The sequence below is a fragment of the Arcobacter sp. CECT 8985 genome (genome assembly GCF_004116495.1).
In the GTDB taxonomy this organism is placed as follows: Bacteria; Campylobacterota; Campylobacteria; order Campylobacterales; family Arcobacteraceae; genus Malaciobacter.
This window is the reverse complement of sequence record NZ_PDKC01000004.1, coordinates 82597-108184: the sequence shown is the minus strand read 5'-3', so window position 1 is coordinate 108184 and position 25588 is coordinate 82597. Positions and strand designations below refer to the sequence as shown.

Sequence of the window (25588 nt, the reverse complement as noted above, 5' to 3'; positions counted from 1 at the left end):
TAGATCCTCTATTTGAGGTTTTGCTTGATATAAAGGTTTATAAGTCTCTTGAAAACTTGCACAACCAGAAAATAAAAATATAAAAAAAACAATTAGAAAACTTTTTTTCATTTATCTCTCCTTATTTGACAATTATTTCATTTGTTTGTAAATCTATATCTAAGTTAATAGTTTTTAGATTTTGTTTATTTAATGTGGCATCTAATATATGTTTTGATAATTTTGGCATAATATTTGTGTTTATAATCAAATCGATATTTCTAGCACCAGTATGTAAACTATTTGATAATGAAACTATATAATCAACTATATTTTCATTAATATTTAGTTCTATTTCTTTTTTTAGAAGTTGTTTTTTTGTTATTTCAAATTTATGTTTTGTTATGTTTATTAGTGACTCTTTGTCTAAATTTAAATAAGGAATAACATTCATTCTTCCTAATAATGCCGGTTTTAAATAATCTTGCAATATTGGAGTTATCTGTTTTGTCAACTCTTCTAAACAGATATTTTTATTATTTTGATGATAATGAGTAATTTCATCTGTTGCTAAATTTGATGTCATAATAATAGTAGTATTTTTAAAATCAATTACTCTACCTTCACCATCATTAACTTCACCTTTGTCAAAAATTTGATAAAAAAGATTTAATATGTCAGGATGTGCTTTTTCTATTTCATCTAATAAAACAACTGAATATGGTTTTACTCTTACAGGATCAGTTAATTGTCCACCTTCACCATATCCCACATATCCAGGAGGTGATCCTATTAGTCTTGATACAGTGTGTTTTTCTTGAAATTCTGTCATGTTAATTGTTGTAATAAATCTTTCTCCTCCATACAAAAACTGTGCAACTGCTCTTGCTGTTTCTGTTTTACCAACTCCACTTGGACCTACAAGTAAGAATACCCCATTTGGTGATTCTTCTTTTTTTAATCCTGCTGCACTTATTTGTAAAAATGTATTTAAATATGAAATTGCTTGATCTTGACCAATAACTTTTGATTTAATATTATCTTCTAATTCATAAATAGATTTCACTTGTTCTTCAATCATGCTTCCCAATGGGATTCCTGTCCAAGAAGAGACTACTTTTGCAACTTGTTCTTTATTAACACTATTAAAAACATACAAATTCTCTTTTTGTAACTCTTTTAATCTCTTTTTTAGTTTACATAATTCTTTTTCATCAGTACATTCTTTTATTTTAGTTAATACATCCGTTTGTTTTTCCCACTCTTTTTCAATGTTACTTTTTTGTTTTTGAAGTGTTGAAAGTTCAATTTTTAGTTGTTTAATTGTCTTTTTATTATCTTTGATTTTATTTTTATCATCTCTTTGTAAAAACTCAATTTCTCTATTTTTTTCTATAATTTTTGTATTTATTAATTGAAGTTCATATGGTGTATTAGATTGACTAATCTTTACATTTGCACAAGCTGTATCTAATACATCTATTGCTTTGTCTGGTAATTGTCTTCCAGATATATATTTTGCAGAAAAATTTGCTGCTGCTTTTAATGCATCATCTTCAATATAAACATTATGTACTTCTTCATATTTATTAGCTAAACCTCTTAAAATTGTAATTGCCTCTTCTATTGTTGGTTCTAATAAATTTATTTTTTGAAATCTTCTTGATAATGCAGGATCTTTTTCAAAATATTTTCTATATTCTAACCATGTTGTTGCAGCAATAGTTTTTAATTCCCCTCTTGCAAGTGCTGGTTTAAGAAGGTTTGCAGCATCTGAACCTCCTTCATTTCCTCCTGCACCAATAAGAGTATGAGCTTCATCTATGAAAAGTATTACAAATTTATTAATCTGTTTTATTTGTGTAATTACAGTTTGTAATCTTCTTTCAAATTCCCCTTTTACACTAGCACCTGCTTGTAAAGCAGCCACATCTAAAGATAGAATTTGAGCATTTTTTAATTCATTTGGTACTTCATTATTGATAATTTTAAGTGCTAATCCTTCAACTACAGCTGTTTTACCAACACCTGCTTCTCCCACTAATATAGGATTATTTTTTCTTCTTCTTAATAAAATATCAACTGCTTGTTTTATTTCACTATCTCTACATAAAACAGGATCTATTTTATTGTCTTTTGCAAGTTCAGTTAAGTCTGTAGTGTATTTATCAAGTTCAAGATTTTTAGTTGTAATATTAGCATGATTTTTTGTTTGGTTTTCAACTGCCTTTTCGTTTAAACCAAATAGAAGTTCTTTTAATTCAACTTTATCAATATCTTTTAATATTTGAAAATATTTTGTATTACTATATTTTATTGCATTTTCAAACATCGATAAGATTAAAGAAGTTTCAGTTATATGAGACATATCTAATATTAACCTAGTATAAGAGTATGCATCTTCTAGCCAACTTACTAAATTAATAGAAAAAATTGGGCTATTTGTTTCAGTTTTATTAGTGATTTTAATCTCTTTTTGTAAAACTGTATATAATTTTTGTTCATCTATATTATATTGTGAAATCATTGCGTAAAATAGGCTTTTTTTATTTTCTAAAAGCACATATAATAGATCTTCAACTAATATCTCATTGCCTCCTCTAATAATACATCTTTGAGCAGCTTCTTCGATATATCTTTTTGTTATTTCATCTAAACTATTTACTAAATTTTTAAGTTCTAATTTCATCTTACTCCTTTTTGTGCAATGACAATTTTTTCATCATAAAAAGATTGCCCAATCCAACTATTTATTCCTAAAAACTGTTTTTGTGTATTTGATAAAGATAAACAGTTTTTTTGTTCTTTTTTAATTTCAAAACATACTTCATGTTTCAATGGTTCATTTAAAGAAAAAGAGATTAACTCTTCTAACTCTTTCATCTTTTCACCTAAAATACTATAATCTATAAGTTGTTGATTTGTTACATCTTTTAATAAAATCTGAAACTTTATATTTCTACTTTCTACAGATTCTCCTATTAAAAAAGATGAATTTAAATTACTATTTTTATCTCCAAGTTTGCAATATTGCCAACTTGGAATAGTATATTTATCTTTTATACATTGAATTATTTCTAAATCAAAGTGTCCTAAATAATGTCGTATTATAGATTTTAATGTTCCTGCTGATTTATGCTTCATACATAAAACACCAAGATAGGGAAGAAGTTTTTTTAAATCCAATGAACTATTGTTTTCTAATCGGTTTGAATACAACCCTAAAAAAGAGAATATATATTTAGAAAATCTATCACTTAAATCATTTTTATATTGAATATAATATCTATGATTTTGCCATATTGGATATACAAATTTTTGTAGATGGTGATTGAATAAGTTAAGAAAATCATATAAAACTTGATCACTATCTAAACTATCTAAAACCATCTCACTGTAATGTGAAGGCATAGGAGATGCACTACCAAAAATACTTAGAAAATTTAACGTAATTTCAACTTTTAATTTTTTATCTTCAAAAAACTCTACTTTTGCAATTTCTGATTTTTGAAATGATAAACTAGGGTTTGATTTAAATCTAATAATTTCATATAATTCTTGGCTTGATTTATTAATATAATATTTTTTTAAATAGGCACAAACTACCCTTATTATTTGAGGTAATGTATATTTTGAAATATTTTCATTTAGTGTTTCATTAATAAGATTAATATCCATTTTTTACCTATATTAGTGTTTGAGAACCAAGCTTTATTGGCCATTCAAAGTTATCTTCATTATCCATATCTACACTTAGTTTATGAAAAGAGTTGATATTACTATATAAAGAAAAAAATTCATTTAAAACTGAACAAAAAATATACGCTTCACCAATACTTGAAAAATTGAATGGATCAATTTTTAATTTAATATGATTACCTCGAATAGGCATTCCTCTATCAATCATCTCTTCTGTTTGGTAACTTATAGATTCAATACCATTTAATTGCATTGAAGTTTTTTCTCTTTGTTTAATGTCGTAAAAACCAAAAAAATCATATGTTTCAATAATCGTTCTAAGAGATTTTATATCTTCAAGTGAAAGATAATTTAAAGACATATTAGAAATAACTCTCCATAAAAAATCACCAGAAACTGGAGGTGGGTAACTTTGAGTAGGAATAGTTATATTTTCAAAATTTAAATTTGCACTATTTGATAAAGGATTTGCAGTACTTATATCTCCTAAAAGTAAAGATGAAGGTAAGTTTTTATTTGTACAAAGTATCTTTACTGAAACTGTTGCATTAGTTTTTTCTAAATCTTCTTCACTACCTGTTGAATTAGCAAATCTTAAATAAGTATTTGTTCTTGATTCATCACTTGAAAGCTTTACTTTAGATGAATAATATTCATTTTTTAAAAAATTGTGTTCAAAAGATTCAAAAGGTAAATAATCTTCATATCTACCTTTTTTATTTACCCATCCTCTTACATTTTCAATAGAAAAAACTTCACAATTATCTTTATCAATATTTGATGGAACAACTAAATATTCATCTTCATAACTTGTTTTTCTAATTGGAATAGAATCAGTTTCAAAAATATTAATTATAGGAGTTGCATATAAATAAAAGTTCTCAATTGTTGGTGTTTCTGATTGAGTGATTTTTTTATCAAGGTCTATTTTTATTGTAAAAGATCTACTTTTTTCTAAAATTTTATTTGATAAATAATTGATATTAAAAAGGTTATTTATATCAATAAATAGGAATTTATCTTTAAAACAAAAGTACTCTTGTAATAGTTTATATCCATCAAAAACATTTAAAGAGTAAGGTAATAAATCTTGATTATCAAATCCTACTGGTTTTATGGAATCTTTTGGTATTTGAGTAGAAACTAACTCTTTTTTCTCATTTGAGTTAATAGATACTTCAATTTTTTGTACATAGTTAATTAAAAATAAGTATAAATCTTGTGCAATAAACTTAGAACCACCTAGATATAATCTTAATTTATCAAATGTAATATCATTTAATGTTCCTGTTGTAGTCATTTGAAAAGTAAGTTCTAATTCACTTTTTTTACTATATGTAAAATAGCTCACTTTTTCTAATTCAAAAGGCATAACAGTTAAATCATATGAAGTTCTAAATCTACATTGTGTGTTATTTATAGTTTTACTTAGTACCTCTGTATTTTTACTAACTAATACATTTTCAGTGGAATCTTTTAATGCTTCATATTTAATAATAGAGTATGAAGGTATTGGTCTTATATAATTTGGCCATAAAAGTTGCACCAAAGTATGTGATACTTCAGGTAATTCGTAATTAAGTTGTTGTTTTAATCTACCAGTTAAAAAAGAGAATCCTTCAAGTAATCGCTCTACATCTGGGTCTTGACCCTCTTTAGATAAATAACTAGATAATCCAGGATTTTTCTTAGAAAATTCTGCACCTTCATATCTTAAAGATGTAAGTTCTTTTTTGTAATAGTCATTATATGTCATCTGTATAAACTTTTACCTTTCCATTTTTTAATAGATTTGCTCTAAAACTAACTTTTTTACTTTTCCCTTTTACTACTAAATATCCTTCAATAAAAATAGTCATTTCATTAAAAGATAAATTTTCCCTTGAAACCCCTACTTTAGTTTTATAAAGCCTAGGTTCATATTTTTTTATAGTATCTTCAGAATTTTTCTCTATTAATTCAATAGAGTCTTTCATACTTAAATTGATATTATTTAAATCAATTTTTCCGTAGTCTTTAGCAATCTCAGCACTACCTGCATTTGAGGAGAATATTCTAGATAAATTATTAGCAATTGAAGCATACATTGCTTCTTGTGTTGTTTCATATTCCTTATCATCAAAACTTGATGATAATCTTTCAAATAGACTCCCCTTATACATAATTTACTCTTTATCTAGTTTTCCAACTAAAGATAACTCAAAATTTGCACCCATATATTTAAAATGTGGTCTTAAAGAAATTTTTACTTTATACCAACCTGGATCATCAGGGATATCTTCAACATCAATTGCAATATCTTTAAATGGTCTTCTACTTCTTATTTCTGCACTTGGATTTTCTTGATTAGCAACATATTGTTTAGCCCATTTATTTAATTCTCTTTCTAAATCAGATCTTTCTCTCCATGCACCTATATATTCTCTTTGTAGTACTTTTATATAATGTGACATTCTAGTAATAGCAAATAAATAAGGTAATTGTGTTCCTAATTTATAATTTAATTGTGCTTCATTACCTTCAGGAGTATTTGCAAATAATTTAGGTTCTTGAGCTGAACTTGCTGCAAAAAAGGCTGCAGTGTTACTTCCTTTTCTCATAATTAATGGAATAAAACCTTGTTCTGATAATTCATATTCTCTTCTATCTGATACTAAAACTTCAGTAGGAATTTTCATTTCAATATCACCCATACTTTCAAATGTATGAACTGGTAAATCCCTTACTTCACCACCAGATTTTGGACCAATGATATTTGTACACCATCTATAGTTTGCAAAACTATCAGTTAATTTACTTGCAAATGCATAAACTGTATTTCCCCATAAATAATTTTCATGGCTTTTAGATACATCTTCTTTATATACAAAGTTTGATATTGGATTATCTTCAGGATCATATGGCGGTCTTAAGAGAAATCTTGGAAGAGTTAAACCTACATATCTTGAATCTTCATTTTTTCTAAAACCTTTCCATGCTGCAAATTGTGGCGAAGTCATAACATCTTCAATATCTTTTAAATCAGGAAGTCCTTCAAAACTTTCTAAACCAAAAAACTTTGGACCTGCTGCACTAATAAATGGTGCGTGACTCATTGCTGCAATTGATGCAACTTTATTTAAAAACTTAATATCCATATTTGAAGGAGCCAATTCATAATCAGCAATAATAGTACCTACTGGTTCACCACCAAATTGCCCATATCCTGATGTGTATACATGTTTATATAAACCACTTTTTGTAATATCTAAACTATCTTCAAAATCTTCAATCAAATCTTCTTTTGAAACATTTATAAATTCCATTAAAATATTTTGTCTAAAGTCAGTTCTTTCAACTAACATATAAAGACCTCTCCATTTTGATTCTAATGATTGAAATTGTTCATGATGTAAAATTTCATCCATTTGTTTAGAAATTTTTTCATCAATTTCTGCAATCATTTTATCAATTATAGATTTGTTTACTTTTTCTTCTTCATTATCTGACTTAATTAGTTCTTCAACTAGTGCACCAACACCTGTTTTCACCACATTATAACTATCATCTTCTCTATTTAGACTAGTTTGTGCAACTATATTATCTAATAAACTTAGTTGTTCAATATCTGATATTTCACTATTTGAAATTGCTTCAGTTGACATATATACTCCTTTTATTCTTTAACACTTAAGTTTAATTCATTCATTAACTTATCTCTTTCATCTTTATTAGAAATTGCATCTTCAATTGCTTTTCTAAAAGCAGGAACATTTCCTAAAGGACCTTTTAATGCCATTAAAGATTGTCTTAGTTGCATTAATATTTTCATTTCAGGGATATTTTCTACTATTTTTTCTGGAGAAAAATCTTTGATACTATTAATTTTTAAATCAACATTCAAAGAAGAATCCTCTTCTTCAACTAATTTATTATCAACATTAAAAGTCACAGATAAATTTTGTGCTTTTAAAACATCATTGAAATTATTTTTGTCAACTTTGATTGCTTTTCTATCTTCAATTGGTTTTTTTTCTTCATTTGGGTTATATTCACCTAATAAAGTAACTTTATATGGAATCTCTATCTCTTCTGTCATATCTCCAGTTGCTGGTTTATATGTAACATTAATTCTTTCTTTTGGTGATTCAGATTGTTTATTCATTTATTCTCCTATTAAATATTTAATTTAAGTGCTTTATCTATATCAATTTTGCATAAAATTGAATACATCTTCTCTATTTTTTCTCTTTTTATTTGTACACTATTAAAAGAACTTAAAATCAAAAAATATACTTTTGATACAATGGCAGGATTCCATTCAATTAAATTATATTTTTTTATATATTTCTCAAGTTCATCAAATATGGCTAAAGATATTTCATCTTTATTAAAATTAATTGCAATTTCTAAGTGTTTAACTCTTAATAAAAACTTATCTTTGTAATTATTTGTATCTCTATATCTTTTTTCTATTTCTTTCATTGCTTCCTTTAAATCTGTAATTTCATCTATATCAAACTCATCATCATTTTGATCACTGTTTTGAGCTACAATATTTTGTAACTGTTTATTTATCCATGATTTTGTTTTTGATGATGCAAAAGGTATATTGTCATTAAAGTAAAGATTTACTAAACCTTCATTTGTCTTAATATATGCAATAAACTGATTTTTTACCTCATTTGCAAGATATATTTCATTTAAATTATTTAATATTTTAAAACTATAGTAATGACCATCAAGCCAAAATGGACACATTTCTATAATTTCTTCACATAAAATAAAGGCCTCTTTAAATTTTGATTCATTAAATAATTGTCTTAATTCATCCACTTCTATAACAGATGGGGGATTTAAGGGAGTAACTAAGTTTTCATTGACAGGAAGCTCATCAACTTCTAGCCAAGATAAAAATCTTGTGATTTTTATTGCTTTTAAATCAAATTCATTCTTACTTCTATTAAAAATTGAGATATTAGAAGCAAGCTTTTTTAAGTTTGTTAAATTTAATGCAATATTAGAATCATTAATATCATCATTTGTAGTAATATTATTTGAAGTAGAATCAACTATCTTTTCTAATAATTGTTCTTTTGATTTCTCTTCTTCTATTTTAATTGTTAATTTTTTTATAAGTTTTTTAAAATATTGTACATTATTATCTAAAACATTATTATATGCATTATTTAATTGATTTAAATACTTTAAAAAATTTATATTATTTACATATAATTCAAAATCTTTTTGAAGTAACTCATCTGTTATTGTCTCTTCAAACCATAAAACAATATTTTCTTTTGCTTTTTTTGATTTTGGATATAAATTTGTATTAAAAGTCTCAATAAATCTAATATAAAAATCTATATTTTTTTCTAATCCCGAAAATGATTCATTTTTCCAAATTGAATAAAGCCACCAAGTAGCAATTTTTAAATCTTTACTTTTTGTACTTAATATTTCATATGATTGGTTAAGAACAAATTCCCAATCAGTAGAACCATCAAATGTAGCACTATGTCTTTTATCTATTTCTTGTTCTATTAATAAAAATAGATCATTATATTTAAAATCTTCACCTACAATAGAATTTTTATTGATTATATCTAAAATAGAATTTTGCAATATTTTAACCTTTATTTATATAGTTCAACTGTTTATTTAGAAAAAATTGCAAAATTGTATCTAGAAGATATTTAATTTATCTTAAATAAATTTATAAAAATATTATTTTTAAATATATAAATTTATTATTTATTTTATCATTTAATAATAAAATGTTCTATTTTAGAGTATTTAAGCAATAATTAGTAAATTAAATTATTATTAATTTTAAAAATAAATTTTGAAATTTTTATAAAATAACAAAAATAATCTACTAAAATATATCTTATTTAAATAGAATATATAAAAAAGTTAGGTAATAAATGAATTCATTAATATTAATAGCACATGGCAGTCGTTTAGAAAGTTCAAATAAAGAAGTAATAAGATTAGTAAAAAAGCTCAAAGAGCAAAATAATAGTAAAAATTTAAATATTGGATATTCTTTTTTAGAACTTACAGAACCAAGTATAGAAGATAGTGTAAAAAAACAGATATTATTAGGTTCTAAGAAAATTACATTATTACCCTATTTCTTAGCAGAAGGCAAACATGTAAAAGATGATATTCCAAAAGAAGTTAATTATTTAAAGAATAAATATAAAGACATTGATTTTGAATTACTTCCACACTTAGGGGCTAACAATGGTATTATTAATTTGATTTTATCTTGTGTATAAATTGAATTATTACCAAAAACTAGTTGTTAATTCCTCTTCTTTTATTTCAACTTCTAAAAATACATTTTCATCATAATCTTGATAGATACTATACTCCCCAAAGTATAAAGATTTTTCTATATCTTTTTTGTTTAGATATATATTACTTTGTTCATCATCAATACTATCTAAATGATATTCTACAATAGAAGGAGGCATAGTATTAATAGCCTCTTCTAATGATAAAAAGTTTGTCACACCAAATGTGTTAAATAAAATATCTTTATTAACTTGTTTTGTCATTATTCTTCTATATTAGTTGTTAAATCCATTTAATAATGAAGCCATTCTATTTAAATCAATTTTATTATCATTGCTTCCTTCACTAAATTCAGCCGAGGAACTATTCTCAAGTTCTTCTTCCAATATCTCACTTAGACTTCCTCCACCACTATTACTTGATGAAGAGTTATTCTTTTTATCTTTTAGATTTATATTTGAAAGTGAATCAGATTTCTTATTTCCAAGTAGACTTTCAATTTTTCCTAACATAGAATTAATGTTATTATTTTGTTTTTCTGTTGAATCATTTAATTCATTAACATTATCTTCTAAATTTCTTTTTGTATCTTCAAGATTTTTAACTTTTGCTTCTAAGTTTTTCTTATCTTCTTCTAAATCCTTAATATTTTGCTCTAATAATGTATTCTCATTTTGTAATTCTTCATATGCTTTAATTAATGTATTTAGCGCTTCATTAAGCTTTGTAATAGTTTCTTGATTTGTCATATTTATTAAATCCTCTTTAGGTTTAGTTATTAAAAACCTAATTATTACAAAAGTTAGCTAATAATTCCATCAATTTTTAATAAAGAATCAACACTTGGCTCTCTTTGTGCAAAATTGAAAAACAATTCATCCATATTTGAAGACCCACCTTTTTGTAAAATATTTTCTTTATATTTTAACGCTAACGATTTGTTAAATAGATTACCCGAGTCAATAAACATATAAAATGCATCTGCACTTAGAACTTCCGCCCATTTATATGAGTAATAGCCTGCTGCATAACCTCCTGCAAAAATATGTGAAAATCCATTTTGGAATTTATTATATGAAGGAGGAATAATTGGACTAAAATCTTGTCTAATTGAATCTAGTAAGTTTTGTACTTCTTCTGAAGAATTGTATAACTTTTGATGTAGTTTAAAATCAAACAGTGCAAATTCAACTTGTCTTATCATAGATAAAGATGATTGGAAATTTCTTGCATTAATTAATCTTTCAATTGCTTCATCATCTAATACTTCACCAGTTTCATAATGCTTAGCAAAAATCTTTAATACATCTTTAGCATAAGCAAAATATTCTAAAAATTGAGAAGGAAATTCTACTACATCCCACGCAACTCCTGAAATTCCACTAACATAAGGTTCATCAACTTTACTTAATAAGTGATGTAATGCATGTCCCATTTCATGGAATAATGTAACAACATCATCATGTCTTAATAAAGAAGGTGTGTTATCTTTTGATGGTGGAAAGTTACATACAATAAAAGCAGTTGGCAAGTGCTCTTTTTTTGCTGCATCAATATAGTGAGTATGCCAATTATTCATCCAAGCTCCACCTCTTTTACTCTTTCTTGATTCTAAATCAAGATATATTCTTGCAGTAACATTACCATCTTCTTTTAAATTAAATACTTTTACTTTTTCATCCCATGTTGTTGTATGTTCTGTTACATCAACAAACTCAACTTTAAATACTTCATTTAAAAAAGAAAAGAACCCTTTTAATACAGATGATTGTTCAAAATAAGGTCGATAATACTCTTGATCTAAATCATATTTAGCTTTTTTTAGTTTCTCACTATAGTAACCCAAATCAAAACTTTTAATATCAGTTATTCCATCTTTAACTGCTAGTTGTGCAACTTCTTGTAGTTCTTCTTTTGCTTTTTGTTTACCTTTACTAGCTAACTCTTCTAAAAATGATACAACTTCAGCTTCATTTTTTGCCATTTTTCGAGTTAATGAATACTGTGCATAACAATTAAAACCTAAAAGTTTTACTTTTTGATCTTTTAATTTTAATATTTCATTAATAACTTCACTATTTTCAGGAGCTCTTGTACAATATGCTTTATATATCTCTTCTCGTTTTTCTCTATTAGAACCGTAAGTAATATAAGCTAAATATGATGGCATTTGTAAAGTAAATTTATATTTAGTTTTACCATCTTCTTCAAATGATGCTAATTCTCTATCTGATTTTGGTAATTCTTTAACATCTTCAAAATCTTCACAAACCATTTCATATTTATTTGTTGCATCTAATAAGTTTTGAGAAAACTTTTGAGATAGTTCACTTAGTTTTAAATTTAACTGTTTTAATTTATCTTTTTTATCAACATCTAAGTGACATCCACTTAATTCAAAGTCTCTTATCTCATTTTCAAGAACTTTCTTTTGTGTAATACTTAATGATGTATAACTCTTATCTTGTATATCTTTTAAAGATCTATAAATATTATCATCTTGTGATAACTCAGTTTCATAAATTGAGATAAGTGGAAGGCACTCTTCTAAAACATTTTGAGTTGTATTTGAATTCTTTACTGAGTCAATATGAAAGATTGGTGTAATAAACTCATTTAATCTCTCCCCTACTTCTTGATAAGGCATTACAAAATTTTCATATGTTTTATTCTTGATTTTTAATAACTTATCAATTGTGCTTTTACTTTGTTTTATTTTTTCTTCTAATATAGATTTACTATTTTCTAAATCTTCAATGTTAAATGTTTCAAACATTATTTATTCTCCTTTTTAAATTTAATTGAAAAACCTCTATCAAAATCTGAATAGTCTTTATAAAATTCATATTTTTCAACTTTAAAGTTTTTAAAATACTCTTCTAAAGGTTTCCTTTGATCGTATCCCATCTCACATAATAAATAAGTAATTTTTTTGTTATAAGTATGATCTATTATTTTTTTTAATAACTCATCTCCCACTTTCCCTCCAAATAATGCATTTTTAGGTTCAAACTCTACATTTAAAGGTAATTTATAGTCATTTGCAATATATGGTGGATTTGAAATTGTCATATCAAAAACAAAATTTTCATCAATATTTTGATATAAATCACTTTTTATAAAAGTAATTTTATCTTCTACTTGATGTTTTTTAGCATTTTTTAAAGCAAGATTTAATGCATCATCATTTATATCTACTGCAATAATATTAATATTTTCAATCTCTTTTGCAATCATCACTGATATTATTCCAGATCCAGTTCCTATTTCTAAAACTTTTGGATTTTCAATATTCTTTAAAATCTCTATTGCTTTTTCTACTAAAAGTTCAGTTTCTGGCCTAGGAATAAGTACATTTTTTTCTACTTCAAATATTTCACCATAAAATGATGCTTTATTAGTAATATACTCCATAGGATAATTTGTTGCTCTTTTTTTTACTAATTTTTCTAGAAGTTTTTCTTCTTTGAATTCTTCATTATAGTTAAGATGTAACCATATTACATTTTTTTGAAGTATATGTAAGATTAAAATCTCTACTTCTTTATTTGGGATATGTGTTATATCTTTTAATAATCTTGAATATTTTTTTACACTCTCTTTTATTGTCAATATCTTTTTGCCTTCGTAATTTTATTTTATTTTATTTAATCTTTACTCTATTATATATAAAGCCAATTCATCTGCAAGTAAAAAATTGGGATTAAATACTTTATTATTTAATTTATTTAATTTTCTATCTTTTATTAGTTCATTTACCTTTTTAAGTTCATTGTTATTAAATATCGATAAATCAACACCATTATTACATCTAAAACCTAATAATATCTTTTCAACTTTAATATCTTCTTGTGATAATTCTTCTATTTCATATTTAGTAGGAGTTTTTATATACTCTTCAATACTTTTTAAAGGATAATATCTTTGCTTATCTTTATATCCTACTGCTCCAGCTCCAATTCCTAAATACTCTTTATGCTCCCAATAGCCAAAATTATGTTTTGATTGAAATTTTTTTTCTTTTGCAAAATTTGATATCTCATATTGTTTAAAACCACATTTATTTATATAATCAAAAATCTCATATGATAACTCTTCATCATCAATTTTTACATCTGATTTATTGAAGAATTTTGTACCCTCTTCAATAGTCAAACTATAAGCACTTAAATGTGTTATTGGAAGAGAAAATGCAATATCAAAATCCTTTTTAAGGCTCTTTATTGTATCTCCTTCTACACCATAAATTATATCACAGTTAATACCATTAAAACCTATACAATTTGCTTTTTGTATAGCACTTATAGCACTTTTATTGTTATGCGAACGCCCTAACAGTTTTAACTTATTATTATCAAAACTTTGCACTCCAAAACTGATTCTATTTACACCTAAATTTTTCATTCCTTCTAACCATTTTTCAGAAGCAGAATTTGGGTTTGCTTCTGAAGTAATTTCACAATCTTTTTCTAAATAAGGGCTTATTAATCTAAACACTTCTTGATACTCTTCATGTTTAACTGAACTTGGAGTTCCTCCACCAATAAATACTGTTTCAAACTTCTTATTATTATCTTTTAAATAATTTAGTTCAAATTTTAACTGTTTAATTAATGCTTTCATATAGTTATGTTTCAAATGAAATTTATCAGTATATGAATTAAATGCACAGTAGTGACATTTGCTATCGCAAAAAGGAATATGTATATATAAAAGCAACTTTTAATCCTATTTTAATTATAATTTTGGGCTAATTATAAGGGAAAATATATTTATGACTGATAAAAATGAAATAATACCTACAAAAGATGGTAAAAATTACAGACCAAATGTTGCAGCAATAGTACTATCAGCAAAATATCCTGAAAAGTGTGAAGTTTTTATTGCTTCACGCACAGATGTTGATAATGCTTGGCAATTTCCACAAGGTGGAATTGATGAGGGAGAAACATCAAAGCAGGCTTTATTCAGAGAGTTAGAAGAAGAAATAGGAACTAATCAAATTGAAATAATAGCACAATATCCTGAATGGGTCAGTTATGACTTCCCACCTGCAATTGCAAAAAAAATGCAACCTTATGATGGACAAATACAAAAATATTATTTAGTTAAACTAAAAAAAGGTGCAAAAATCAATATTAATACTGAAATACCTGAGTTTAGCGAATATAAATTTGTAGCAACAAAAAATATATATGACTATATTACTTTTTTTAAAAGAACTGTTTATAAACAAGTCTTGAAACATTTTAGAAAAGAAGGTTATATTTAAAAAGGTTAAAAAACAAATGTTAAAAGTTTTAAAATTTGGTGGAACAAGTGTTGGTACGTTAGAAAGAATACAAAACGTAGCAAATATTATAAAAAAAATAAAAGATGAAGGTCACGATGTAATTGCAGTAGTTTCTGCAATGAGTGGAGAAACTAACAAGTTGATAGAGTATGCAGAGCATTTTTCAAAAGATCCAAATAGATGTGAGATGGATATGCTTTTAAGTTCTGGAGAAAGAGTAACTTCTGCATTATTATCAATTGCTTTAAATGACCAAGGTTACGAAGCGACTTCAATGAGTGGTAGAGAAGCTGGAATAGTGACAGATACTGCACACACAAGAGCTAGAATTGAAGGAATTAATACAACTTCAATGAAAAATGCAATTAATGATGGGAAAATCATAGTAGTAGCTGGTTTTCAAGGAGTTACAGAGGAAGGAAGAGTTACAACACTTGGTAGAGGTGGAAGTGATTTAACGGCTGTAGCAATTGCAGGAGCAATTGAAGCTGATGTATGTGAAATATATACAGATGTTGATGGTATTTATACAACAGATCCTAGAATTGAACCAAAAGCTAAAAAATTAGATAAAATATCTTATGATGAGATGTTAGAACTTGCATCATTAGGTGCTAAAGTATTACAAAATAGATCAGTGGAAATGGCAAAAAAACTAGATGTTAATTTAGTATCTAGAAGTAGTTTTACGCCTGAAATTGAAGGAACATTAATCACTAAGGAAGAAAACATAATGGAAAAACCAATTGTAAGCGGTATTGCTTTAGATAGAAATCAAATTAGAGTTGGGCTGTATGGACTTACTGATAGACCTGGTATTGCAGCATCAATATTTACATCACTAGCAGATGAAAACATAAATGTAGATATGATAGTTCAAACAAAAGGATCTGATGGTAAAACTAACTTAGATTTTACTATCCCTACTACAGATTTTGAAGCTTGTAAAAAAGTTATGTCAAAATTTAATAATGAAGATTCAGTTAGAATTGATTATAGTGATGAAATTTGTAAAGTATCTATAGTTGGTGTTGGTATGAAATCTCATACGGGTGTAGCATCAAAAGCATTTGCAACATTGGCAAAAGAGAATATCAATATAAGAATAATATCAACAAGTGAAATTAAAATTTCAATGATAATATTAGAAAAATATGCAGAACTTGCTGTAAGAGCTCTACATGAAGTTTATAATTTGGACAAATAATAGTGCAAGAATTTTTAAATTGGACAGTAGATATAATCAGGGAAGATAAATTATTATCTCCTTGGTTGGAAGAAAAAAAGTATGAATGGACACCATTAGTATCTAAATCAATTGTAAATATTTTGGAAAAAGGCTGTTCTATAATTATAGTTACAGATAAAGAAAGAGATTGGTTTTTAGAATATATTTTTACAAATATAAATTCTCCTTCTCAAAATAGACCTTTTTTACCTTTTTATGATGCAAAAGGATTTTATAAATATCTTGATGATGTAAAATCTGAAGATGATATAAACTATGTAAAAGATATGTTAAATATATCTTTTCCTAATGGGTACTGTTTTTGGTATATTGGTAGAAGTCAAAATGTTAGAGCAGTTATTCCAAAAGTTTCAAAAAACTCTTTTCTTTGGCTTTTTGATGAAGAAATGCAAGATGCTTTTAATTTAAGAAGTAAAGATGAAGCTTTAGATATGAAGTTATTGCAAATGTTTAGACTTTATAATAAAACATTAAGTGCTGCATTATTTGCAGAGATAAACGTAGAAAATTAATGATAAATTTATCTGACATAGAAATAGAAGCATCAACTATATTAATAGTAAATAGTATAGAAGATACTCTTTCTTTCCTTTTATCAACTCTTCCTTCTCATTCAACAAGAGTTATAAAAAATGAAGATAAAGATGAATTTTTATTGGCACAAGCTAATGCTGCTATAAAAGAAGCATATATTGCTTCAAATAATAAAAAATATATAATTCTGTGTGGAAAAACTTTTAGAACCGAAGCTCAAAACTCTTTATTAAAAGTTTTAGAAGAACCTCCTAAAAATATTTTATTTATTATTGTAACAACAACTAAGTCTACAATTTTACCTACTATATTTTCTAGAATTCCACATAAGTATTTAAAAAAATCAGAAGAACTTATATCTATAGATTTAGATTTAAAAAGATTGGATTTGAAAGATATTTATACTTTTTTAAAACAAAATCAAAAAATATCGAAACAAGAGAGTAAACAAATTGTTCAATCTATGTTGTTTAAAGCAACTGAACAAAATATTGATTTAACTCAAAAAGAGCTTGAAATTTTTTCAAATTCAATTAAACTACTAGATTTAAATTCTAGACCAATAAATGTATTAACTTCACTATTTTTGGTGCTTTGTGAAAGGAAAAAACAATGAATACGAAAACTAAAATTATGGGAATTTTAAATGCAAATGAAGACTCTTTTTTTAAAAATAGTAGATTTGAAGAATATGAAGCAATTTCAAGAATAGAAGATCTTATTGAAAATGGTGCACAAATAATTGATATTGGTGCGGTGTCAAGTAGACCAGGTAGTTGTGCTGTAAAACCAGAAATTGAACTGCAAAGAGTAAAAAATATCGTTGATTCAATATATTCTCAAAAACTTTATGAAAAAGCAAAATTCTCTATTGATTCTTATGAACCTTTAGTAATAGATTATGTTTTAAATAAAGGATTTTCTATAGTAAATGATATTACGGGATTAAGAAATGAAGAAGTAATTAAACTTTGTGCAGAATATAATGCAACAGCAATAATTATGCATATGCAAAAAGATCCTACATCAATGCAAGAAAATCCAACATATAATGATGTTATAAAAGAAGTTAAAGATTTTTTGAAACACCAAGCTTCAAAAGCTCAAGAATTTGGTGTAAAAGATATAGTCTTAGATGTTGGAATTGGTTTTGGAAAAACATTAGAACATAATTTGAAACTATTAAAAAATCTAAAGAGTTTTGAAGATTTAGGATTTGAACTATTAATTGGTGCAAGTAGAAAATCAATGATTGATAAAATTGTACCTTCAACTATTGAGCAAAGACTTCCTGGAACACTTGCAATACATCTTCAATCTATAAATAATGGTGCTTCAATTATTAGATGCCATGATGTAAAGGAACACTATCAAGCTATTAAAGTTCTAGAAGCAATGAAAGAGATACAATAATTTGTATCCCTTAAAGTATTTCATGTAAAGTATTGGCTTTTGCCATCCATTTTTCAAGTTCTTCATAGTTTTCTTCTTCAACCATTTTTCTAACTTTTTTCATATGTTCTTCAAATAAGCCAATTGAATTTAATAAATTTTCTCTATTTTGTTTAAAAATATTACTCCACATTATTGGACTTGATTTTGCCACCCTACTCATATCTTTAAAACCACCAGCAGCTAATGCAATAATGGATTTTGGATCTTCATGAGACATAACTGTATTTGCTAATGAAAAAGAGATTGCATGTGGTAAATGAGACATAAAACAAGCATGTTTATCATGCTCATCTGCATTCATTACTACAATTCTCATACCAATACCTTGAAAAATTCGTAATGCTTTATTTACATGGATATTTTCATTTTCTTCTAAATTACATAAAACAACTGATTTACCTTCATATAAATCATCAATTGCAGCTTTTGGACCAGATTTTTCTGTTCCAGTCATAGGATGTGCAGCTATAAAATTTTCTCTTATTTGTTCAGGTATATTTTTTACTATATACTCTTTTGTAGAACCCATATCTATAATTGTAGTTTTTTTATCAATATCAAGCAATGATGGAAACATACTTATTATTGAATCTACAGGAATTGCTAATATAATTACATCAGATTGCTTTTTTAAAGTATTTAAATCAACAATTTCATCAACTAGATTTAATTCTAATACATCTTTTTTATTTTTTTCACTGTTTATAAAACCAAAAACTTTCTTTGCAATCCCATATTTTTTAAGTGCTTTTGCTAAAGAACCACCCATTAATCCGAGACCTACTATACCTATATTCAATTTTCTCACCTCATAAAATAATTGTTTATGCAATTATATCTTAAAGATGCTATAAACTTAATTTAGATATATTAGTTGCTTTAATTATATATGTACTAAGGATTGATGTGAAAAAAAGACTTACATTACTATCAATAGCGTTAGCTTCACTACTTCATGCGGAACAAATCGACTCAATTGAATATGTTAATTTGACAAGAATTTCATCAAAAATTGCAGATGAAACTTTAGGTTTAAAACCAGGTGAAGAGCTTGATGCCAATAAAGTAAATAAAGCACTTAAAGAGTTTTATAAATTTGGTTACTTTGATGATATTAGTGTTAAAACTAATAATGGTAAACTACAATTCATTTTTAAAGAGAAACCATCTATAGCAAATTTAGAAGTTAATGGATATAAATCAAGAAAAGAAGACATTGACAGTTTAAAAGCTTTAATGGGACTTAAAAAAGGTAGTATGTATTCTACTCAAAGAGCTAAAAAAGCCAAAGAGGTTATTCTTTCTCAATTAGAAAAAGAAGGTTATATTAACTCAATTGTTGAAATTGATGTTGAGCCTATAACTCAAAGTTCAGTATCTGTTGTATTTAACGTTAATAAAGGTGATGAGATAATTATCAAAAAAGTTAACTATGTAGGTGCAAAAAATTTGGACTCTAGTGATTTTGAAAATGTAACTGCAAATAAAGAAAAAGATTTTATTTCTTGGTGGTTTGGGCAAAATGATGGTGAGTTAAAACTTGATCAGTTAGATTATGAAAAACCAAGAATCAATGATTTATATTTTCAAAATGGTTATTTAGATGCAAAAGTTAAAGATCCATTTTTAAAAGTAGATTTTGCTTCAGATCAAGCAAGACTTGATTTTTTTATAAAAGAAGGTGAGCAATATACTACAAATAATATAAAAATATATGTTGATGAATCTATTTTGAAATCAAAAGATTTATACCCTGAATTGGAACTAAAAAAAGGTAGAACTTTTAATATTTCTAAATTAAGAGATGATGTTAAATTTATAAAAACAAAAATTTCAGATTTAGGTTATGCATTTGCACAAGTTAAATATGACATAAAAAAAGATAAAAAGAATGCAAAAGCAGATGTTGTATTCAATGTAATTCCTGGTAAAAAAGTATATATTAATGATGTTAAAATTTCTGGTAACTCAAGAACATTGGATAGAGTTATTAGAAGAAATGTATATTTAGCACCTGCAGATTTATTTAGTTTAACAGATTATAAAGATTCAATTTCAAAACTTAAAAGAACAGGTTATTTTGATAGTGTTCAAATAGAACAAAAAAGGGTATCAGAAGATAAAATGGATCTTTTAGTTAAAGTTGTTGAAGCTAGAACTGGTAATATCATTTTAGGTGGTGGATATGGTTCATATGACAAAATGATGATAAATGCAGCAATTAATGATAATAATATCTTTGGTTCTGGTCTTGGAGTATCATTATCAACAGAACTTTCTGCAAAAGAATCTGATTTTATGTTTAAATTAACAAATCCAGCTATAAATGATAGTAAATATAACGGGGATATTGAAATTCACAATCAAGATACTGAAATTGATAGAGACAACTATGATTTAGATAAAAAAGCAGTAGGTTTCTCTGTTGGTGTAGGTAAAGAGTTCTTTAGAAACTTTTATGCGGGAGCTAGATATAGACTTGACTTTATTGATGAAAGTTATGATTATGATGATGACTTCAAAAAAGATCCCTCAAAAGAGTATTATGATGATACAGACTACATAACAAGTTCAATTACTCCTTATGTAAACTTTAATAATACAGATGATTTTTATTTACCAAGAAGTGGTATTAAAGCAGGAACTTCTTTAGAAATTGCTGGTCTTGGTGGAGATTCTAGATATTTAAAATCAAGTACATACTTTAAATATTTCTATTCTTTAGAAGATGCTTTTGATTTAGATTGGATTTTTAGATATAAAACAAGTTTAAAGATGATTATAGATAATGGTCAAATAAATCAAGGTGATTCTTTGTATTTAGGTGGACCTAAATCACTTAGAGGATTTAAGTCTTATGCATTTGGTCCAGATAACGATGATGGAGTAAGAGAAGATCCATATAAAAAATTATTTGCAAACTCAGTTGAAATGAGTTTTCCTCTTGTTGCAAGTGCAAAAATGAGATGGGGAATATTTTATGATTATGGTATGATAGGTGAAGATAGTTTTAGTCAAATTAATAGATCTTCAACAGGTGCATTATTTGAATGGGTTTCTCCTGTAGGACCACTTCAATTAATATTCGCACGACCAATTGATGATGAATCAGGTGATGACACATCATCATTTGAATTTTCTTTAGGAAGTAGTTTTTAATGGTTAAACCAATGAATATTGACAAAAGATTATCCAGTGAAGAAGCATTAGATTTAATTCAAAATGCTTCTTTAACAACACTTGGAAAATTAGCAAGCGATAAAAAAGCACAATTACATCCAGATAAAATAACTACATTTGTAGTTGATAGAAATATTAATTATACAAATGTATGTTGGGTTGACTGTAAATTTTGTGCTTTTTACAGACATAAAAGAGATGATGGTGCATATGTTTTATCATATGAACAAATTGATGAAAAAATTGAAGAATTATTAGCTATTGGAGGAACTCAAATACTTATGCAAGGAGGAGTTCATCCAAATCTTAAAATTGATTATTATGAAGATTTAGTTGAACATATTCATACAAAATTTCCTCAAATAACACTTCATAGTTTTTCAGCAATTGAAATTTCATATATAGCAAGAGTTTCTAAAATATCAAAATTAGAAGTTTTAAAAAGACTTCAAGCAAAAGGTTTAAGTTCAATTCCTGGAGCTGGTGCAGAAATATTAAGTGATAAAGTAAGAGATATTATTGCTCCTAAAAAAATTGATGTTGATGAGTGGATTGAAGTACATAAACTTGCACACTCAATAGGAATGAAGACGACTGCAACAATGATGTTTGGAACAGTTGAGACAGATGAAGAGATAATTGAACATTGGAATAGAATAAGAAAGTTACAAGATGAAACTGGTGGTTTTAGAGCATTTATTATGTGGTCTTTTCAAAGTGATAATACAAAATTAAAAGAAGAAATTCCTGATTTAAAACCACAATCATCTAATAGATACCTAAGATTATTAGCTGTATCAAGACTATTTTTAGATAACTTTCCAAATATTCAAAGTTCGTGGGTTACACAAGGTTCATATATTGGACAGTTAGCTCTTAAATTTGGAGCAAATGATCTTGGAAGTACAATGATGGAAGAAAATGTTGTAGCAGCAGCAGGTGCTAGTAATTGTATGAATCAAGATGAGATGATAGCTTTAATTAGAGATGTGGGAGAAAATCCTGCAAAAAGAAATACAGCTTACGAGATAATAAAGAGGTATTAAAACAATACTATGAAAGCAAAAAAACTATTTAAATGTGTTATTACACTATTTAGTTTGCAAGGGATTTTAATGGGTGCACAAATTAAACATATAAATATTAATAATATTGAAGTTCCTGTAATTTTTGAAAAACAGACTAGTTTGCCTATTTTAAATATGCAACTAGTATTTCAAAACTCAGGTTCAATACAAGATAAAAAATTAAATGGTATTGCTTCTTTTTCAGCAAAACTATTAAATGAAGGTACGAAAAAACTTGGTTCTACTAAATTTGCTTCAAAACTAGAAAGTAATGCAATATCTTTAAATGCAACATCAGGTTTTGAAACTTTTGTAATTGAATTATCATCTTTAAAAGAGGTAAATGATAAAGCATTTAATTATTTAAGTGATCTATTAAAAGATCCAAATTATGATAAAAGTATAATTGAGAAAATCAAAACTATTCAAATTGGTTTGTTAAAAAGAAAACAAAATGATTATGATTATGTAGCAAGAAATCAGTTAAAAGAAATTTTATTTAAAGATACCCCTTTAGAAAAACCTTCAAGTGGTACTATAGAATCAATTTCTAAAATAAAATTAGATGATGTGAAGAATTTCATATCAAATACTTTTAACTTATCGAACTTGATAATTGTTGCTGGAGGAGATATTGAGTATGATGAGCTTTCTAAAAAAATAAAAGAGTCATTAAAATCTCTTAAAACTGGAGAAAAAAAAGAACTTAAAAGCTTTAATATAACGGCAAAACCTACAACTAAAGAATTAATAAAAGATACGCAACAAGCTTATATTTATTTTGGTAGTAAGTTTAATGCAATACCTAAAGACAAAGATAATTATATGGCAAAAGTTGCTTCATTTATCCTAGGTGGTTCAGGTTTTGGCTCAAGATTAATGGAAGAGATTAGAGTTAAAAGAGGTTTAGCTTATAGTGCATATGGATATGTTTCTATTAATAAATCACACTCTTATTTTACAGGTTATTTACAAACAAAACTTGAAAGTGCAAAAGAGGCTAAAAAATTAGTTTCAAAAATTGTAGATAATTTTGTAGAAAAAGGAGTTACTAAAGAGGAATTAGACTCTGCAAAAAGTTTTTTATTAGGAAGTGAACCTTTAAGAACAGAAACTTTAGCTCAAAGATTAGGCCGAGCTTTTAATCTTTATTATAAAGGATTAGATCAAGATTATCCTAAAAAAGAGTTAGAAAAAATACAAAATTTAAAATTGGAAGATTTAAATAAATACATTAAAGCTCATAAAGAGATAATAAATCTATCATTTTCAATTGTAAGGAAATAAATTGTTAAGAGTTGCACTAAGTCAATCTAAAAAAATGCAAATAGAGGATTTAAGAGTTGTTTTATTTAATTTTATTATGGCTAAAAAATTAAATGAAAAACTTTTAATTAGAATTGAAGATGCAGATAAAAATAAAAATATAGAAGGTTTAGATAAACAGAATTTGGAGATATTAAATCTTTTTTCTATTGATTATTCAAATGTTTTATATCAAAGTGACAATTTAAAATATCATCAAAAATTAACAATGCAATTAATGGCACAAAAAAAAGCATTTGCTTGTTTTTGTAGTGATGAAAAATTAGAAGAATTAGAAAAAAAAGCAAATCAAGAAGGTAAGCCATATAAATATGATGGTTTTTGTGAAAAACTTTCAAATGAAACTATTTTGGAAGTAAATGCTCCTTTTACAGTAAGAATAAAAAAACCAGAATCTAATATTAAATTTACAGATTTATTAAAAGGTAACTTTGATTATTCTGCTTTAGATCTTGATTCTTTTATCATTTTAAATCATGATAAAACCCCACTAAATGATTATGCATGTGCTATTGATGATATGATACAAGATATTTCACTTATTGTTAGAAATGAAAATGATATTTCTAATACTGCTAGACAGATTTATATTAGACAATCGTTGGGCTATGATAAACAAATTGATTATATTCATTTGCCAAATATATTAAATACAAATCTAGATAATGAAGAAAACTCTGTGCAATGTCTAATTGAACAAGGTTTTTTACCTGTGGCAATTGCAAACTATTTAGTTTTATTAGGCAATAAAACGCCAACTGAAATTTTTACTTTAGAAGAGGCTATTGAGTGGTTTGAAATAAAAAATATTTCTACTAATACAATAAAATTTGACATTGATAAACTAAAAATTATAAATAGAAAACATTTAGCTTTAATAGATGAATTAAGATTATCAAAACTTCTTGGTTTTGCTGATACAGATATTGGTAAACTTGGTAAATTATATTTAGAAGAATCATTTACATTAAAAGAGATTAAAGAAAAAATTGATTTAATTTTCTCTAAAAAATTAACTTGTAAAGGTTTTGAAAATGAGACTAAAGATATTATAACATGTTTGCAAAATGCCCCTTTTATTGATAATTTTGATGATTTAAAAGAATATATTACTAAAAATACAAACTTGAAAGATGAGTCTTTATCTAGTCCATTAAAGTATGTATTAACAGGACAAAATAGTGGACCAGATTTAAAAGAGATCTATCCACTAATTAAAAATTATATAGGAGAAATAGTTAAATGTTAAATGCATTATTAAGTTCATTTTTTACAGTGGTATTAGGAATAATTTTCCTTTATAAATGGGTTATCATTATTTCTGCAATTTTGTCTTGGGTTAGACCTGATCCTTATAATCCAATTGTTCAAATGTTATATAGATTAACAGAACCAGCATATGCATTAGTTAGAAGATTTATTCCAACAGTATTTGGAGGAATGGATTTAGCACCTGTTATTTTAATATTTATTTTAATTTTTCTAGAGACTTTTTTAAATAAATTATTTATGGGAATGATGTAA

Annotated in this window: 24 protein-coding genes; 11 read left to right on the top strand and 13 right to left on the bottom strand. The window is 25.9% G+C overall.

The annotated features are described in order from the left end of the window. Positions 1 to 121: 121 nt before the first annotated feature. From tssH to CRU93_RS03550, 7 genes are read right to left on the bottom strand one after another with little or no spacing between them, the layout of a single operon-like run. Positions 122 to 2668 (bottom strand): type VI secretion system ATPase TssH, encoded by a 2547-nt coding sequence (tssH, locus tag CRU93_RS03580; RefSeq protein ID WP_129102811.1) that lies wholly within the window; start codon positions 2666 to 2668, stop codon positions 122 to 124. After that, positions 2665 to 3657 carry a type VI secretion system baseplate subunit TssG gene (gene tssG / locus CRU93_RS03575; RefSeq protein WP_129102810.1) on the bottom strand — a complete coding sequence of 331 codons (993 nt, stop codon included), beginning with the start codon at positions 3655 to 3657 and terminating at the stop codon, positions 2665 to 2667. Before tssG ends, tssH begins: the two co-directional genes overlap by 4 nt. A gap of 7 nt (positions 3658 to 3664) precedes the next feature. After that, positions 3665 to 5434 (bottom strand): type VI secretion system baseplate subunit TssF, encoded by a 1770-nt coding sequence (gene tssF / locus CRU93_RS03570; RefSeq protein WP_129102809.1) that lies wholly within the window; start codon positions 5432 to 5434, stop codon positions 3665 to 3667. Continuing rightward, positions 5424 to 5840: a type VI secretion system baseplate subunit TssE gene (tssE, locus tag CRU93_RS03565; RefSeq protein ID WP_129102808.1), complete on the bottom strand. Its 417-nt coding sequence runs from the start codon at positions 5838 to 5840 to the stop codon at positions 5424 to 5426. The genes tssF and tssE overlap by 11 nt, the downstream gene beginning before the upstream one ends. Positions 5841 to 5843: 3 nt before the next feature. Further along, positions 5844 to 7322 carry a type VI secretion system contractile sheath large subunit gene (gene tssC, locus CRU93_RS03560; RefSeq protein WP_129102807.1) on the bottom strand — a complete coding sequence of 493 codons (1479 nt, stop codon included), beginning with the start codon at positions 7320 to 7322 and terminating at the stop codon, positions 5844 to 5846. Positions 7323 to 7333: 11 nt separating this feature from the next. Beyond that, complete coding sequence (gene tssB / locus CRU93_RS03555; protein ID WP_129102806.1) at positions 7334 to 7822, bottom strand: type VI secretion system contractile sheath small subunit; 489 nt, start codon at positions 7820 to 7822, stop codon at positions 7334 to 7336. 11 nt (positions 7823 to 7833) lie between these two features. Next, the gene (locus tag CRU93_RS03550) at positions 7834 to 9282 is read right to left on the bottom strand and encodes a TssA family type VI secretion system protein (protein WP_129102805.1); all 1449 of its coding nucleotides are present in this window, start codon (positions 9280 to 9282) and stop codon (positions 7834 to 7836) included. Positions 9283 to 9584: 302 nt separating this feature from the next. Between CRU93_RS03550 and CRU93_RS03545 the strand changes: the two genes are divergently transcribed. After that, positions 9585 to 9941, top strand: coding sequence for a sirohydrochlorin chelatase (locus tag CRU93_RS03545; RefSeq protein ID WP_129102804.1), 357 nt, complete (start codon positions 9585 to 9587; stop codon positions 9939 to 9941). A 9-nt stretch (positions 9942 to 9950) separates the two neighbouring features. Here CRU93_RS03545 and CRU93_RS03540 read toward each other — a convergent pair whose 3' ends face one another. The 5 genes from CRU93_RS03540 to hemW are packed head-to-tail and all read right to left on the bottom strand — an operon-like array spanning position 9951 to position 14679. Then, complete coding sequence (locus tag CRU93_RS03540) at positions 9951 to 10223, bottom strand: hypothetical protein (RefSeq protein WP_129102803.1); 273 nt, start codon at positions 10221 to 10223, stop codon at positions 9951 to 9953. Between the two features lie 12 nt (positions 10224 to 10235). After that, the gene (locus tag CRU93_RS03535) at positions 10236 to 10709 is read right to left on the bottom strand and encodes a hypothetical protein (RefSeq protein WP_129102802.1); all 474 of its coding nucleotides are present in this window, start codon (positions 10707 to 10709) and stop codon (positions 10236 to 10238) included. Between the two features lie 53 nt (positions 10710 to 10762). After that, complete coding sequence (locus CRU93_RS03530) at positions 10763 to 12736, bottom strand: M3 family metallopeptidase (RefSeq protein ID WP_164967609.1); 1974 nt, start codon at positions 12734 to 12736, stop codon at positions 10763 to 10765. After that, positions 12736 to 13572: a peptide chain release factor N(5)-glutamine methyltransferase gene (gene prmC / locus CRU93_RS03525; protein ID WP_129102800.1), complete on the bottom strand. Its 837-nt coding sequence runs from the start codon at positions 13570 to 13572 to the stop codon at positions 12736 to 12738. Before prmC ends, CRU93_RS03530 begins: the two co-directional genes overlap by 1 nt. A gap of 42 nt (positions 13573 to 13614) precedes the next feature. After that, a complete protein-coding gene (hemW, locus tag CRU93_RS03520; protein ID WP_129102799.1) occupies positions 13615 to 14679 on the bottom strand; it encodes a radical SAM family heme chaperone HemW in 1065 nt (354 codons plus the stop codon). Between the two features lie 55 nt (positions 14680 to 14734). On the opposite strand from hemW, the gene CRU93_RS03515 reads away from it, so the two are divergent. From CRU93_RS03515 to folP, 5 genes are read left to right on the top strand one after another with little or no spacing between them, the layout of a single operon-like run. After that, a complete protein-coding gene (locus tag CRU93_RS03515; protein WP_129102798.1) occupies positions 14735 to 15232 on the top strand; it encodes an RNA pyrophosphohydrolase in 498 nt (165 codons plus the stop codon). A gap of 16 nt (positions 15233 to 15248) precedes the next feature. Continuing rightward, on the top strand, positions 15249 to 16460 hold the full coding sequence (locus CRU93_RS03510) for an aspartate kinase (RefSeq protein ID WP_129102797.1): 1212 nt from the start codon (positions 15249 to 15251) through the stop codon (positions 16458 to 16460). Between the two features lie 2 nt (positions 16461 to 16462). After that, on the top strand, positions 16463 to 17014 hold the full coding sequence (locus CRU93_RS03505) for a HobA family DNA replication regulator (protein WP_129102796.1): 552 nt from the start codon (positions 16463 to 16465) through the stop codon (positions 17012 to 17014). Then, the gene (locus tag CRU93_RS03500) at positions 17014 to 17652 is read left to right on the top strand and encodes a DNA polymerase III subunit delta' (protein ID WP_129102795.1); all 639 of its coding nucleotides are present in this window, start codon (positions 17014 to 17016) and stop codon (positions 17650 to 17652) included. The genes CRU93_RS03505 and CRU93_RS03500 overlap by 1 nt, the downstream gene beginning before the upstream one ends. Beyond that, positions 17649 to 18449 carry a dihydropteroate synthase gene (gene folP / locus CRU93_RS03495; RefSeq protein ID WP_129102794.1) on the top strand — a complete coding sequence of 267 codons (801 nt, stop codon included), beginning with the start codon at positions 17649 to 17651 and terminating at the stop codon, positions 18447 to 18449. The genes CRU93_RS03500 and folP overlap by 4 nt, the downstream gene beginning before the upstream one ends. Positions 18450 to 18459: 10 nt before the next feature. Here the strand turns inward: folP and CRU93_RS03490 are convergent, their stop codons facing one another. After that, on the bottom strand, positions 18460 to 19299 hold the full coding sequence (locus CRU93_RS03490) for a prephenate dehydrogenase (protein WP_129102824.1): 840 nt from the start codon (positions 19297 to 19299) through the stop codon (positions 18460 to 18462). Positions 19300 to 19397: 98 nt separating this feature from the next. Here CRU93_RS03490 and bamA point away from each other — a divergent pair, with 98 nt between their 5' ends. From bamA to CRU93_RS03465, 5 genes are all read left to right on the top strand, one after another. Then, positions 19398 to 21650 carry an outer membrane protein assembly factor BamA gene (gene bamA, locus CRU93_RS03485; RefSeq protein WP_129102793.1) on the top strand — a complete coding sequence of 751 codons (2253 nt, stop codon included), beginning with the start codon at positions 19398 to 19400 and terminating at the stop codon, positions 21648 to 21650. Next, a complete protein-coding gene (locus tag CRU93_RS03480; RefSeq protein ID WP_129102792.1) occupies positions 21650 to 22717 on the top strand; it encodes a dehypoxanthine futalosine cyclase in 1068 nt (355 codons plus the stop codon). The genes bamA and CRU93_RS03480 overlap by 1 nt, the downstream gene beginning before the upstream one ends. A 69-nt stretch (positions 22718 to 22786) precedes the next feature. Further along, positions 22787 to 24025, top strand: a complete 1239-nt coding sequence (locus CRU93_RS03475) for a pitrilysin family protein (protein WP_258238820.1) — start codon at positions 22787 to 22789, stop codon at positions 24023 to 24025. A 1-nt stretch (position 24026) separates the two neighbouring features. After that, positions 24027 to 25313, top strand: a complete 1287-nt coding sequence (gltX, locus tag CRU93_RS03470; RefSeq protein WP_129102790.1) for a glutamate--tRNA ligase — start codon at positions 24027 to 24029, stop codon at positions 25311 to 25313. Then, positions 25307 to 25588 (top strand): YggT family protein, encoded by a 282-nt coding sequence (locus CRU93_RS03465; protein WP_129102789.1) that lies wholly within the window; start codon positions 25307 to 25309, stop codon positions 25586 to 25588. The genes gltX and CRU93_RS03465 overlap by 7 nt, the downstream gene beginning before the upstream one ends.